This is a genomic window from Burkholderia sp. AU33545, from assembly GCF_020419685.1.
Classification (GTDB): Bacteria; Pseudomonadota; Gammaproteobacteria; order Burkholderiales; family Burkholderiaceae; genus Burkholderia; species Burkholderia diffusa.
On the sequence record NZ_JAIZRQ010000004.1, the window covers coordinates 222,404 to 235,386 of the forward strand.

The following is a 12,983-nucleotide window of genomic DNA, read 5'->3' on the forward strand; positions in this document are numbered from 1 at the left end:
AACTCTTGTCTATTCCGCTGCTCCAGCAAGTCCGCGTCGGCGCATACATCATGCGCCAACACCTGTCCGGCAACAAACGCTATCCGCTCGCGCTGATGCTCGAGCCGCTGTTCCGCTGCAACCTCGCCTGTAACGGCTGCGGCAAGATCGACTATCCGGACCCGATCCTGAACCAGCGCCTGTCCGTCGAGGAATGCCTGGAAGCCGTCGACGAATGCGGCGCGCCCATCGTGTCGATCGCCGGCGGCGAGCCGCTGCTCCACAAGGAGATGCCGGAGATCGTCAAGGGCATCATGAAGCGCAAGAAATTCGTGTACCTGTGCACGAACGCGCTGCTGATGGAAAAGAAGATGGACGACTACCAGCCGAATCCGTATTTCGTCTGGTCGGTCCACCTCGACGGCGACAAGGACATGCACGACCATTCCGTGTCGCAGGAAGGCGTGTACGACAAGGCCGTCGCGGCGATCAAGGAAGCGAAGCGTCGCGGCTTCCGCGTGAACATCAACTGCACGCTGTTCAACGATGCGATCCCCGAGCGCGTCGCGAAGTTCTTCGACACGCTGGGTCCGATCGGCGTCGACGGCATCACCGTGTCGCCGGGCTATGCGTATGAGCGCGCGCCGGATCAGCAGCACTTCCTGAACCGCGACAAGACGAAGAACCTGTTCCGCGAAATCCTGAAGCGCGGCGAAGGCGGCAAGCGCTGGTCGTTCAGCCAGTCGTCGCTGTTCCTCGACTTCCTGGCCGGCAACCAGACGTACAAGTGCACGCCGTGGGGCAACCCGGCGCGTACGGTGTTCGGCTGGCAGAAGCCGTGCTATCTGGTCGGCGAAGGTTACGTGAAGACCTTCAAGGAACTGATGGAAGACACGAACTGGGACAACTACGGCGTCGGCAACTACGAGAAGTGCGCGGACTGCATGGTCCACTGCGGCTTCGAAGCCACCGCCGTGATGGACACGATCGCGCATCCGCTGAAGGCGTTCGCCGTGAGCCGCAAGGGCATCAAGACCGAAGGCGCGTTCGCGCCGGACATCTCGATCGCGAAGCAGCGCCCGGCCGAGTACGTGTTCTCGCGCCACGTCGAGATCAAGCTCGAGGAAATCCAGCGCGCCGGCAAGGGCAAGCTGCAGAAGCCGGCGAAGCCGGCAACGGCGGCTTAAGCGCGTATCGCCGCACGGAGGTTCGCGCCTCCGCTGCGGCCCGCATCGAAGAAGCGCCACGGAGTTCGCTCCGTGGCGCTTTTGTTTGTCGGGCGTCGTCGCAAGGCCGCGCGCATTCGTGCGCGCATGAGCCTGCGAACGCCCGCACGCCTAGTGTCTCGACTCCGCCGCCGCGATCAGTTGCCACGCGGTCGGCCCGCGATCGAGCAGCGGGTCGGACGGCGGATCGAGATCGTGCCGATGCGCGTCGTCGGACGGCAGCGCCTGCGACTTCGCGATGCCGATCTCGTCGCCGCATACGGTGCATCGATAGATGCCCGCAACCGGCGTCTCGCTTCCCGGCGGCAGGTTCTCGCTGAATGCGCGGCCGCTTCCGCACGTGAAGTAGCCACCGATCCTGTATAGCGCCATCGCGCCTCCTGACTGAAACGAATGCATTCGCGGCGACACGCACGATCGCCGCGAACGCGCGGATGGATCGTCATCGACCGAACCCGTTCGGCTCGTGTCGTGACATTGGGCGGCGAGCGTCAGCCCCGGGGACCGGAACACGCATGAAACGCAGCCAGGGTGCCGGCCGCGTTGCCACCGCTCAATGCAGGACGGCCGGTTCCCGCATTCGGGCCGCCGCCTGCGCGACCAGCCCCGGCTGCTCGCTGGATGCGAACGCGCACACGTGGCGCCACAGCTCGGCGAGCCGGTGCCGCGTGAGCGTCGCGACGCACGCGTCGTTCGCCGCGAGCACACGCTCGAGCACCGCGCACTCGTCGTCGTGCAGCATCCATGCGCCGCTTTGCACGGCGCGCGCCATGCTCGCGTCGAGCACGCGCTCCGCGTCGACGCACAGGTCGATGCTCGCATCCGGGGATACCGCGTCGTCGAGCGCGAGGAACACCAGGTAGACGCTCGTGCGCAGCCGCATCAGCAACGTTTCGCTGCCGTGCTCGCCGCGCAGCGCGACGAGCGCCATGTGGCATTTCAGCGAGATGTCGCGCACATGCGCGGGCGGCAGCGGCAGCAGCCACTCGCGCGTCAACGGCGGGTGGCGACGGCCTTTTCGAGCGGCCTTCATGAGCCGCCCTCGCCTGCCGCGTCGTCGTCCACGTCGAATGCCGGCCACGCGGTGCGGCACGCGACGGCGCCGCGGCTCGCGTCGCGATGGCCGTTCGCGCGGCGTCGCGCGCCGCCGCACACGTCGCCCCGCCGCCGCGTCGCGCACGCCTGGGGCAGCCGGCGCATCGCGGATGCGCGCAACACGTCGGGGAGTCGGTCAAGGCATGCCATGCTCTGCTCCTGCATCAGAACGTGTTCTCGCCCTTCAGGTAGTACGCGGTCTTCACGAAGAACGCCTTCACCGGATGGCCGCTCTGCGCTGCGCTGGCCGCGCGCGCTTCCATCGCGGCCTTCTCCTCGCGCGAGCGGTCGGGCACCGGGTACCTCACGCGTTCGAGCGCACGCTGCATCGCGAGCGGATAGTTCTGGTTGCCGGCTGTCGTCGCACGATAGCCGGCGCGCGTCATCTGCCTCAGTTGCACATCGGTTTCGGCACGCGCCGCCGACCAGGTCAAAGGCGCGACGTTCGACTGCCACTCGGTATCGACGGACTGCGCGAAGCTCGCGGCGGGCAGCACGGCAAGCGCGCCGGACAGGACAGCAAGGGAAACAACGGATCGCATCATGGCCTCCAGATGGTTGTTTCCGCATCGATCGTCGTCGATGCGGTGCAATCATCGTATGTCGCGTGACCACGCGCTTGAATAGCCGATTCCGCAATGGATATTTTCAGCACCGACGGACGGGGTGCGATCCACGCGATTCGCCAATGCTGCCTGAGCGGAATTTCTTTATTTCATTCAACTACCTGATCGCGTTTTTGCAGACGAATCGACGAGGCACGTCAATCGCTTTTGCAGTTTTTGAAATGACGTATTGCAGATGCGATTTCGGCGCAAGCCCTGCCAGGCGCGGCTTTCGGCACGATGCCGCACACGCCGGCACAACCGGGAAACGATTCGACCAATGCACAGGATTCCCTGACACACGACAAATCCACCACGCCGATTGACCGCTTCGCGACGAGACGTGTCCCGCGAGGACGCGAGATAATTGCGCATCGCGCCGTCAGGCGCGGCTCTTATCCGTTCCCTATTCTTCTCTCGAGTTCCACCATGGCTGCCATCGACACCACCGCCATCGACAGTTGGCACGCACACGTCTACTTCGACGCCGCGAGCCGCGACGCAGCATGGGCGTTCCGCCTCGTCGTCGAAGAACGATTCGGCGCGATCATCGAGCTCGGCCGCTTTCACGAGCGTCTCGTCGGCCCGCATCCGGCCTGGTCCTACCAGATCGCGTTCGATGCCGCGCAGTTCGACACCATCGTGCCGTGGCTCGTGCTGAATCACGGTGCGCTCGACGTCTTCCTGCATCCGAATACCGGCGACGATCTGCGCGACCACCGCGACAGCGCGGTGTGGATCGGCAAGTCACATGATCTGAATCTCGGCGCGCTGGCCGGCTGACGGGCGGCACGCGGTCGCGTCCGGCATACGCGACATCCACGTTTCGGCCTGGGCTGAAACGTCCGGCGGCACGGCGTCGATACAGTGGCTCCATTACCCACGTTTGCCGGAAGCCGCCATGACACAAGCCGACACCGATGCGCAACGCGTCCATCAAGACTGGCACGCCGCCGTCGTCGCGCGCGACCTCGACGCACTGATGTCGCTGTACGCGGACGACGCGATACTCGAAACGCCGCTGATCGTCGTCACGCTGCCCGATCACGGCTCCGGCGTGCTGCACGGCAAGGCCGCGATCGGCGCGTTCTTCGCGGCGGGCCTGCGCAATTCCGGGAACAAGCTCGGACGCTGGTATCGAACCGGGCTGTTCTTCTCGAACGGCCGGCAACTCACGTGGGAATATCCGCGCGAAACGCCGGAAGGCGATCAGGTCGATCTCGTCGAGGTGATGGATCTGCGCGACGGGCTGATCGCGCATCACCGCGTCTACTGGGGCTGGGTCGGGTTCATGGCGCTGCGCGGCGCGGCACAGGCGGCCGAGCACGCATGACACGCGGCGTGCCGCCCGCGTTCACGCTCACGCTCACGCGACATACATCGCGACGCTGACGAACTGGCACAGGCTGCCGGCCAGCACGAAAAGATGCCAGATCCCGTGCCCGTGGCGGATGCGTTCGTCGTTGATGAAGAAGTAGATCCCCGCGCTGTAGATGACGCCGCCGGCCACAAGCCATGCGGCACCCACCGGCGGCAGCGCATGAATCAGCGGGCGGATCGCGACGAGCGCGAGCCAGCCCATCAGCACGTACAGCACCATCGACACGATGCGCGTACGCCGTCCGAGCGTGAGTTCCTGCGCGATCCCGAATGCGGCGAGCCCCCAGCTGACACCGAACAGCGACCAGCCCCACGGGCCGCGCAGCGTGACGAGCGTGAACGGCGTGTAGCTGCCCGCAATCAGCAAATAGATGGCCGAATGGTCGCACTTCTGCAGGATCGCCTTCAGGCGCGGGTTGCGCACGCTGTGATACGCCGTCGAAATCCCGTAGAGCAGGATCAGCATCGCACCGTACACGCTGAAGCTCACGATCTTGTAGGGATCGCGGTCGAGCGCGCCCATCGTCACCAGCGCGACCAGCCCTGCCACCGACAACACCGCGCCGACGAGATGGGAAATGCTGTTGAAACGCTCACCGACATGCACGACGGGTTCTCCTGCGCGGATTCTTCTGGGAAAAAATGATGCCTCATATGATACCGGCGCCCGGACTTTGCCGCGCTGAACGACGTCAAACGCCACCGTGACGGGCGCCTCGCGCGTACCGCACCGGCCCGCCAAAGAAAAAGCGCCGCGAATGCCTTCGCGGCGCTTCCCGGTCCGTCACCGGACCGCCTCACGGGCCGGCTGCGCCGGCTCAATTCAGCAACACTTCCCTGCCCCCGACCCGTACCGCGCATTCTGGCGCTCGCGGAAAAACTCCTCGTACGTCATCGGCTCGCGGTCCGGATGGGTTTCGCGCATGTGCGCGACATAGGTGTCGTAGTCGGGCAGGCCGACCATCAGCCGCAACGCCTGCCCGAGGTAACGCCCCGCACTGCGCAGGTCGCTGCCGAGATCGGTGAACATCGCGGCCTCCCGTTATCGTCCGCTGCCGAGCGCCTGCGCGGCCGGCATCGCTTCGTACGGCGTCTCGCGCACGGTCGGCTTCGACTCGCGACGCGCGCGCAGCACGGCGAGCAGGCCGTACCCCGCGATCGCCACGACGACGAAGATGAACAGGCCGGCCAGCGCCGCATCGATGTAGTCGTTGAAGATGATCCGCTGCATCTGCGCGATCGACTTCGCCGGCGCGAGCACCTTGCCTTCGTCCACCGCGGCCTGCAGCTTCGCCGCGTGCGCGAGGAAGCTGACCTTCGGATTCGAATCGAAGATCTTCTGCCAGCCGGCCGTCAGCGTGCAGATCAAGAGCCATGCGGTCGGCACGATCGTCACCCATGCGTAGCGCTCGCGCTTCATCTTGAACAGCACGACGGTGCCGAGCACCAGCGCGATCGCGGCGAGCATCTGGTTCGAGATCCCGAACAACGGCCACAGCGTGTTGATGCCGCCGAGCGGATCGACCACGCCCTGATACAGGAAATAGCCCCACGCGGCCACGCACAGCGCGGTGGCGACAAGGTTTGCCGGCAGCGACTCGGTGCGCTTGAGCGCCGGGTGGAACGTGCCGAGCAGGTCCTGCAGCATGAAGCGGCCCGCGCGCGTGCCGGCGTCGACGGCCGTCAGGATGAACAGCGCCTCGAACAGGATCGCGAAGTGATACCAGAACGCCATCATCGCTTCGCCGCCGATCACCTGGTGCAGGATGTGCGCCATGCCGACGGCCAGCGTCGGTGCGCCGCCCGCGCGCGCGATGATCGTCGTTTCGCCGACGGCCTTCGCGGTCTGCGTCAGCATGTCGGGCGTCAGCACGAAGCCCCATTGCGTGACCGTGTTCGCGACAGCTTCAGGCGTCGAGCCGAGCACGGCGGCCGGCGCGTTCATCGCGAAGTAGATGCCCGGCTCGATCACGCACGCGGCCACCAGCGCCATGATCGCGACGAACGATTCCATCAACATCGCGCCGTAACCGATGAAGCGCGCGTTGGTTTCGTTGTCGATCAGCTTCGGCGTCGTGCCCGACGAGATCAGCGCGTGGAAGCCCGACACCGCGCCGCATGCGATCGTGATGAACAGGAACGGGAACAGGTTGCCCGACCACACGGGGCCCGTGCCGTCGACGAACTTCGTCAGCGCGGGCATCTTCAGTTCCGGCGCGACGACCAGGATACCGATCGCGAGGCCGAGGATCGTGCCGATCTTCAGGAACGTCGACAGGTAGTCGCGCGGCGCGAGCAGCAGCCACACCGGCAGCACCGATGCGACGAAGCCGTAGCCGATCAGGATCCACGTAAGCTGCGTGCCGCTGAACGTGAACCATGCGGCGAGCGCCGGCGAATCGTGCACGGTCTGGCCGAACGCGATCGACGCCATCAGCAGCACGAAGCCGATGATCGACACTTCGCCGATGCGGCCCGGACGGATGTAGCGCGTGTAGACGCCCATGAACAGCGCAATCGGAATCGTCGCGGCGACGGTGAACGTGCCCCACGGCGAATTCGTCAGCGCCTTCACGACGATCAGCGCGAGCACCGCGAGGATGATCACCATGATCAGGAATGCGCCGAACAGCGCGATCACGCCGGGCACCGTGCCGAGCTCCATCTTGACGAGGTCGCCGAGCGAGCGACCGTCGCGGCGCGTCGAGATGAACAGCACGATGAAGTCCTGCACCGCGCCGGCGAACACGACACCGGCCAGGATCCACAGCATGCCGGGCGTGTAGCCCATCTGCGCGGCGAGCACCGGTCCGACGAGCGGCCCGGCGCCGGCGATCGCGGCGAAGTGATGGCCGAACAGCACGTACTTGTTGGTCGGCACGTAGTCGAGGCCGTCGTTGTGCCGGACGGCCGGCGTCATCCGCAGCCCGTCGAGTTGCATGACCTTGCTGGCGATGAAACGGCTGTAGAAGCGATATGCGATCAGATATACGCAGACTGCGGCGATCACGATCCAGAGCGCGCTGACGCGTTCGCCGTGCGCAAGTGCGATCGTCCCGAACGCGAACGCGCCGAGCAGCGCGACCGCAATCCAGAGCAGGGTACTGGAAGCCCGATTCATGGCGTCTCCTGGTCTCCAATGTGTTTTTGAGTGGATCCGGCGAGGCGCCGGAACCGCGTGACGTCGATGCGTCGTGCCGCGTCTCGCGGAAGACACGGCGGTGGGCCGTAGTATTCCGCGCGACGGGGGAGGCTTACAAGCGCACAACTACGTATGCGTGGCTACGTAGAATTACGTAGCCGTGGGGTGAGAACTCAGGTTGAGGCCGTGATTGACCGACGCGCGACCGAACACGCCCCTCGGTTGGCCATGCCCGGCGCATTGCGCGCCGGGCCGCATGCATCAGTGCTTGTCGTCGAGCTTCTTCGGCTTCGGCGGCGACGGCACCTTCGCGTACTGGAACGCCGGCGTCGCCTTCAGCGCGGCCTTCGTCGCGCCCGGCAGGTAGATGTTGCCATTGCGCACGTCGAGCGATGCGATCGGCACCGCGACGTCATGCGCCGCGACGCCCAGGAAACCGCCAGCCGACACGATCGCGGCCGACACCGAGCCGTCAGGCGCGACGATCAGGTCGCGCACCGTGCCGACTTTCTGGTTCTGGTCGTTGTACACGGCCTTGCCGAGCACGCTCTTCTTCACGCTCCAGCCTTCGAGCAGCGCCTGCGATTGCTCGACGGTGACGCTGAGTGGCTGGGCGCCCGCGATCTGCGCATGAACGTTGATGCTCGATACGAGAACGGCGGCTGCGACGATTGTCTTGGTGAAAGCCATGCTGATTGCACTCCGGTTAGGTTGTAGTTGGTGCCGGGAGCGAAGCGGCGCAGGTGCGGTGGTGAATCGGTGAGCACCCCGCGCTTCGTCGATGCAGCAGCGGCCGGCCGCGCCGCCGCTGCGTGTGCGCGCAACGGGCCCGGACGGGCGCGTCGGGTAACGCAACACGGGTCATGGTAGCGCCAGTCGAGAAGTGCTGCCATCAGGCTGCATTACACAGCGGCGTGCGGAAATGAACGAAGATCAATGTCGGCGTAGAAAATGCCGAGCGAGATTCGGAATCAGACGACGTTCACTGCTTCTCGAGCAGCTTGCGGGACGCGAACAATTCGGCATCGCTGCGGATGCCGAGCTTGCGATAAGCCGATTGCTTTTGCGCGCTGATCGTCTTGCGGCTGCGGGAAAATTTCAATGCGATATCGGATACCGACATGCCCGCCAGATAACAGCGCAGCACCTCGTGCTCGCGCGGGCTCAGGCGCAGGTCGGCGGATGATTCCGATTCGGCTGCCGGTGCGTCTTCGCTGACCGCCGGTTTCGGTGCCGCCACACTCTGGACAGGCGTCGCACTCGCCATCACCCTGCCTGCCAATTCGGTGCTGATATACGAGCGTCCCTCTGCGACCACACGGATTGCATGTACCAGTTCGCGAAGATTTTCGCTCTTGCCGAAGAAACCGAGCGCGCCTGCGCGCATGGTCATGTTGACGGTTGCGGGCGTATCGCTGCTCGACGTCATCAGGATCCTGCAATCCGGGAAGCGCGTACTCACCAGCTTGACGAGATTGAGGCCGTCGATTTCGTCTGGGCCCAGCGTGTAGTCGAGCAGCACGACGTCCGCGTGATTCGACTCGAGCCAGCTGATCAGGTCGCGCGACCTCGCAAAGCTCGCCGCCACTTCGATGCCGGTCCTCTCCGTCAAATAACTGGCGATCCCGTGCTGAACGACGGCATGGTCGTCCAGGATCACGACGCGGATCGGTTGGAGCTCTGGTCTCATTGCTACCCCTTTTCTTTCTGGCGATACGGCCATCAACGGTTGGCGCATTCTTGCCATCGCAAACCGGAGCGGATTATTCGAATTAGCTTACCGGCTTTCTGGATAATTTTTAACCCCGCCAGCTAAACAGCCTATGTGCGAGCAGTCGTGGCGGACACCATCCAATCTGATTCGGCATTCGCGGTAGCGACAGCATGGGGAATGGCCCGCACGCCCCGTCTCAGCCGCCAGAACGGCGTATGTCGCCGGGCGCTGGCCCGACCCGCAACGAGTCGCCGAGACCTTGGCGCTCGCGTCGTCGAAAGGCACTGTTGACGCCGTTGCTCTCGTCCGCACCGCGTTGCGTCGACGCAACAGACCATCTGTGATGACGCCCTCGCTCTGCGCATTTCTCACGCCACTGCAGCGCCTGATACAGATCATCCCACGTGCAAAGTTGACGCCTGAGGAGAAAGCATGGATCGCCGCGCATCCGGTCGTGCACACCTATGCCGACACGCATTGGCGTCCGTTCGAATTTCGCAAACGCGGGAAGGTCGTTGGCGTCGTGCCGCCATGTCTCGATGCGATTTCGCGAATCAGCGGACTGCGCTTCGAGTATGTCGACAACGTATCATGGGCCAATTCATACCAGGCTCTCATGTCGGCGAAGAGCGACATGGCGCCGGGCGCGTCAAGAAGCGCCGACATCTCGCAATACCGCAGCGGCACCATTTGCCAGCCTGCCGTACTTCGTCGACTCATTGGTCGTGGCCACACCGGAACGCTTGACTCCCTTTCCAGCAACGCGATCCGCACGCTGATCGTACGATCCGGTCGCCGCTCGAGCTGCTGCAGCGCTCGCAATTGCCACCGAAACAGGCTGGCCGTGCGGATGCGGCGGTTGCTGCTTCGGAATCGCTGCTGATGCTGCTCGACGACGTCCTCGAATATTCACGTCTCGAGTCTCGAAACGTGACGCTCGCGCCCGAGTCTGACGGCACATCCACGCATGGACGTAGCGCAGCGCCGACATAGTGCGCTGGCGCGTCGACGAGAAAAACCTGAGCCTGGCGCTCCAACTCGCGTGCCAGACCGAGCTGCGCGTGCTGATCGATCCGGTGCGCACGCGGCAGATCGTGCTGAACCTGCTTGTCAACGCCATCAAGTCCACGTCCGCCGGCTCGCCACCGCGTGAACGGCAGTGGACTGGGTCTATTGATCTGTCGCGAACGGGTCGACTTGATGAACGCCGTGGAGTTCGCGAAGCCGCGTTTCGGCTTGCAACGCGACATCCGCGATATCGCCCAGTTTGGTCAGATGCGATGCCCCCGCAATCCGGTGCGCGGCCCGTGCGGCTGCGGCGAAATCGCGCGATAGCAATCCGTTGACAAGGGCATCGAGATCCTTCGCCACTTCGCGGTCATAGACCGCACTGAGATCGGCGGCATGCGGCGCCGCCGGTTTCGTCTCGGCATACGCTGGGCACCACATTGCGATCAACTCCCGCAACGTTTCGAGCCGCAGCGGCTTGCCCAGCACGCCGTCCATGCCGCTGTCGAAGCAGCGCTCGCGATGCGCGTCGCCGGACACCGCCGAAATCGCGATGATCGGAACATGTCTGGCTTCGCGTGCCGACTCATCCTGACGGATCATCTTCGCGAGCGCATAACCGTCGAAGTCCGGCAGATCGCCATCGAGCAGCACGAGGTCGACACGGCCGTGCGCCAGTTGACGCAGCGCGTCCTCGCCGGTGCCGGCGACGATGCCGACGCAGCCGAGCTCGTCGCATTGCTGCTGCAGCGCCAACTGCACGGTTTCGTGATCGTCGACAATCAGGATGCGCGGCGAGTCGGGATGAGCGTGTCCAGGCTGTGCGTCGACCGGCAGGGGCATCGATGCGGCAGGCCGCACCGGCAACGGCTCGTCCACTGCCGTGACGGGCAATCGCACCGTCATCGTCGTTTCGACGTGCGGCAGGCTTTGGACGGTGATCGTGCCATGCATCAAAGCGACCAGTTCACGGCAGATCGCGAGGCCAAGCCCGCTGCCGTTGACGTCCTGGTGAAGCGAGGCAGGCCCCTGCCAGTATGCGTCGAAGATGTGTTCGAGCCGCTCGGGCGCAATGCCGATGCCGGTATCGCGCACTTCGAGGGTCAGCGTGCCATTTTGCCCGTGGCGGCTCGACACATACTCGACGCGCAGCGTCACCGAGCCTGCGGATGTGAACTTGATGGCGTTGACGAGCAGATTCAGCACGATCTGGCGCACACGGACCGGATCGATTGAAACACGCACCGCCGGCGGACAAGCAAAGTCGAGCACCAGCTCCACCATCTTCTCGTCGGCGCGCCAGCGCACCATGTCGACCGTATGTCGCGCCCACGACTCAAGCTCGACTGCCTGCGTGACAAGCTGGACCTTGCGCGATTCGAGACGAGAATATTCGAGGATATCGTCGAGCAGCGTCAGAAGCGTCTCGGATGCCGAAATCGCCGCGTCCGCGCGATTCGCCTGTTGCTCGGTCAACCGCGAGCGCTGCAGCAATTCCAGTGACGACAGGATCGTGTGCATCGGCGTGCGGATTTCGTGACTGACGAACGCGAGAAACGTCGCCTTGTCGCGCTCGCTGCGGATCGCGGCCAGGCGCGACTTCCACGACAGGAATGCGAGCATCGCGAACGCCAGCAGCGCGGCGACAATCGCGACCACCTGGGGCGCCCGGTAATGCAGGATCGAACGGATCGTCGGCTTGCCGTAATCGGCCATCTCGACCCAGTCGCGGGTGAGCTCCGCCGTCTTGCTCACGGGAATGGCTGCGAGAGACTTGTCGATGATCGATGCGAGGATCGGCAGGTCTGCCCGCGTGAGCATCGCCAGCGATACGGGGCGGTCTGCAAGCATCCCCGACATGTAAAGCTGCCCGGGAAACTGCCGCTGCACGATCGGCAGAACCGTGACGTCGACGCCGAGCGCGGCATCGGCCTCGCCGTTGGCAACCGCGGCGAGCGCGAGTTCCTCGGTGTCGAACGTAAGCACGTCGAGCATCACGCCGCTGTTGCGCGTGAAATACTCGACCGCGCCTCGCCCCTTGATCGCGACGCGCCGGCCTTCGAGCCGCTTCAGGTTGAAGATCATCGCGGAGTCGTTGCGCGTGACGGCGGTCAGCCGCCCGACCAGGTAGGGCGCACTGACGAGAGCACCGGTGCCGGCGCGGTCCGGCACCAGTTCGCGCCACACGCCCGGCAGCAGATCGACCTTGTGCGCTGCAAGCGCAGCGTACGCGTGACCCCATTCCGTGCCCGGCACTGTCTCGAACGTCAGCCCGGTCATTTTCGAGATTGCGTTCAGGTACCCCGCGACAAGGCCGGCATGGTTGCCGTTGCGCATGTATTCGATCGGATGCCAGTTCGCCTCGACTGCGATATTGACAACCGGGTGCGCGCGCATCCACTGCAGCTCCTCGTCAGTGAAAGTGGGCTTCCAGCAGGCGGTCGCGCCGTTCGCAGGGAGCGACGAGGCAACGAGCAAAAGGAACATTGCGCGCAGGAGCAGGCGCGGTGCGGTGCGATACGCGATAGGACGTCCTTCCATGTACGATGGGGCGGCCGGAGCAGGTGCATCGGAGACCATGCACGGCATGCGCCGTCGGTTGAGGTTTGCAGATGTGTCGACTCTATCCGACGATTCGCAAATCAACCGTCCATCCAATCCTATTTCAGACAGATGCCTTAAGAATTGGCCTAAATTTTGCCGGCGGCAATCGGGTTCGTATCAGCAGGATCGCCCACAGCGCGGCCGCACGCGGCACGGCGGCTCGGGCACACGCGCGTGGCAATTTGCACCGCGCCGGTGAGCGGTCGGCGCAACGGTCACGGCACGACTGG

14 protein-coding genes are annotated in these 12,983 nt (G+C 64.6%); 4 read left to right on the forward strand and 10 right to left on the reverse strand.

Going from position 1 to position 12,983, the window contains the following annotated elements; all coding sequences use genetic code 11:
• The first annotated feature begins 5 nt into the window (after positions 1-5).
• Positions 6-1,166, forward strand: a complete 1,161-nt coding sequence (gene hpnH, locus LGM71_RS14830; RefSeq protein WP_059528840.1) for an adenosyl-hopene transferase HpnH — start codon at positions 6-8, stop codon at positions 1,164-1,166.
• Positions 1,167-1,316: 150 nt separating this feature from the next.
• Here the strand turns inward: hpnH and LGM71_RS14835 are convergent, their stop codons facing one another.
• The 4 genes from LGM71_RS14835 to LGM71_RS14850 all read right to left on the reverse strand — a co-directional run bounded on the left by LGM71_RS14835 (position 1,317) and on the right by LGM71_RS14850 (position 2,842).
• The gene (locus LGM71_RS14835; protein WP_124624528.1) at positions 1,317-1,577 is read right to left on the reverse strand and encodes a hypothetical protein; all 261 of its coding nucleotides are present in this window, start codon (positions 1,575-1,577) and stop codon (positions 1,317-1,319) included.
• 181 nt (positions 1,578-1,758) lie between these two features.
• Entirely contained in the window at positions 1,759-2,238 is a 480-nt protein-coding gene (locus tag LGM71_RS14840; RefSeq protein ID WP_124624531.1) for a hypothetical protein, read from the reverse strand.
• Complete coding sequence (locus tag LGM71_RS14845) at positions 2,235-2,450, reverse strand: hypothetical protein (RefSeq protein ID WP_226115243.1); 216 nt, start codon at positions 2,448-2,450, stop codon at positions 2,235-2,237. The genes LGM71_RS14840 and LGM71_RS14845 overlap by 4 nt, the downstream gene beginning before the upstream one ends.
• Positions 2,451-2,464: 14 nt before the next feature.
• Positions 2,465-2,842 (reverse strand): hypothetical protein, encoded by a 378-nt coding sequence (locus LGM71_RS14850; RefSeq protein WP_124624537.1) that lies wholly within the window; start codon positions 2,840-2,842, stop codon positions 2,465-2,467.
• Positions 2,843-3,334: 492 nt separating this feature from the next.
• On the opposite strand from LGM71_RS14850, the gene LGM71_RS14855 reads away from it, so the two are divergent.
• Together LGM71_RS14855 and LGM71_RS14860 are read left to right on the forward strand one after the other, a co-directional pair.
• The gene (locus LGM71_RS14855; RefSeq protein ID WP_059680239.1) at positions 3,335-3,688 is read left to right on the forward strand and encodes a DOPA 4,5-dioxygenase family protein; all 354 of its coding nucleotides are present in this window, start codon (positions 3,335-3,337) and stop codon (positions 3,686-3,688) included.
• Between the two features lie 118 nt (positions 3,689-3,806).
• On the forward strand, positions 3,807-4,238 hold the full coding sequence (locus LGM71_RS14860) for a nuclear transport factor 2 family protein (RefSeq protein ID WP_226115244.1): 432 nt from the start codon (positions 3,807-3,809) through the stop codon (positions 4,236-4,238).
• Between the two features lie 33 nt (positions 4,239-4,271).
• Here the strand turns inward: LGM71_RS14860 and trhA are convergent, their stop codons facing one another.
• The 5 genes from trhA to LGM71_RS14885 form a co-directional block, all read right to left on the reverse strand.
• Positions 4,272-4,892 (reverse strand): PAQR family membrane homeostasis protein TrhA, encoded by a 621-nt coding sequence (gene trhA / locus LGM71_RS14865; RefSeq protein WP_059448906.1) that lies wholly within the window; start codon positions 4,890-4,892, stop codon positions 4,272-4,274.
• A 216-nt stretch (positions 4,893-5,108) separates the two neighbouring features.
• Positions 5,109-5,315, reverse strand: coding sequence for a YbdD/YjiX family protein (locus tag LGM71_RS14870; protein ID WP_027781714.1), 207 nt, complete (start codon positions 5,313-5,315; stop codon positions 5,109-5,111).
• A gap of 12 nt (positions 5,316-5,327) precedes the next feature.
• Positions 5,328-7,406 carry a carbon starvation CstA family protein gene (locus LGM71_RS14875; protein ID WP_059815227.1) on the reverse strand — a complete coding sequence of 693 codons (2,079 nt, stop codon included), beginning with the start codon at positions 7,404-7,406 and terminating at the stop codon, positions 5,328-5,330.
• 282 nt (positions 7,407-7,688) lie between these two features.
• Positions 7,689-8,117, reverse strand: coding sequence for a PRC-barrel domain-containing protein (locus LGM71_RS14880; protein WP_059598897.1), 429 nt, complete (start codon positions 8,115-8,117; stop codon positions 7,689-7,691).
• A 292-nt stretch (positions 8,118-8,409) separates the two neighbouring features.
• Positions 8,410-9,087, reverse strand: a complete 678-nt coding sequence (locus LGM71_RS14885) for a response regulator transcription factor (RefSeq protein ID WP_311768934.1) — start codon at positions 9,085-9,087, stop codon at positions 8,410-8,412.
• Between the two features lie 397 nt (positions 9,088-9,484).
• On the opposite strand from LGM71_RS14885, the gene LGM71_RS33300 reads away from it, so the two are divergent.
• Positions 9,485-10,024: a transporter substrate-binding domain-containing protein gene (locus tag LGM71_RS33300; RefSeq protein ID WP_319000387.1), complete on the forward strand. Its 540-nt coding sequence runs from the start codon at positions 9,485-9,487 to the stop codon at positions 10,022-10,024.
• Between the two features lie 287 nt (positions 10,025-10,311).
• On the opposite strand, the gene LGM71_RS14895 is transcribed toward LGM71_RS33300, so the two are convergent.
• On the reverse strand, positions 10,312-12,690 hold the full coding sequence (locus tag LGM71_RS14895; protein WP_226115245.1) for an ATP-binding protein: 2,379 nt from the start codon (positions 12,688-12,690) through the stop codon (positions 10,312-10,314).
• Positions 12,691-12,983: the final 293 nt, after the last annotated feature.

Bases quoted from the DNA above. Each gene is read 5' to 3' on its own strand.
- LGM71_RS14870 (WP_027781714.1), bottom strand. From the start codon at position 5,315: ATGTTCACCGATCTCGGCAGCGACCTGCGCAGTGCGGGGCGTTACCTC.
- LGM71_RS33300 (WP_319000387.1), top strand. From the start codon at position 9,485: ATGACGCCCTCGCTCTGCGCATTTCTCACGCCACTGCAGCGCCTGATA.
- LGM71_RS14860 (WP_226115244.1), top strand. From the start codon at position 3,807: ATGACACAAGCCGACACCGATGCGCAACGCGTCCATCAAGACTGGCAC.
- LGM71_RS14835 (WP_124624528.1), bottom strand. From the start codon at position 1,577: ATGGCGCTATACAGGATCGGTGGCTACTTCACGTGCGGAAGCGGCCGC.
- LGM71_RS14880 (WP_059598897.1), bottom strand. From the start codon at position 8,117: ATGGCTTTCACCAAGACAATCGTCGCAGCCGCCGTTCTCGTATCGAGC.
- LGM71_RS14875 (WP_059815227.1), bottom strand. From the start codon at position 7,406: ATGAATCGGGCTTCCAGTACCCTGCTCTGGATTGCGGTCGCGCTGCTC.
- LGM71_RS14840 (WP_124624531.1), bottom strand. From the start codon at position 2,238: ATGAAGGCCGCTCGAAAAGGCCGTCGCCACCCGCCGTTGACGCGCGAG.
- LGM71_RS14895 (WP_226115245.1), bottom strand. From the start codon at position 12,690: ATGGAAGGACGTCCTATCGCGTATCGCACCGCACCGCGCCTGCTCCTG.
- LGM71_RS14855 (WP_059680239.1), top strand. From the start codon at position 3,335: ATGGCTGCCATCGACACCACCGCCATCGACAGTTGGCACGCACACGTC.
- LGM71_RS14845 (WP_226115243.1), bottom strand. From the start codon at position 2,450: ATGGCATGCCTTGACCGACTCCCCGACGTGTTGCGCGCATCCGCGATG.
- LGM71_RS14850 (WP_124624537.1), bottom strand. From the start codon at position 2,842: ATGCGATCCGTTGTTTCCCTTGCTGTCCTGTCCGGCGCGCTTGCCGTG.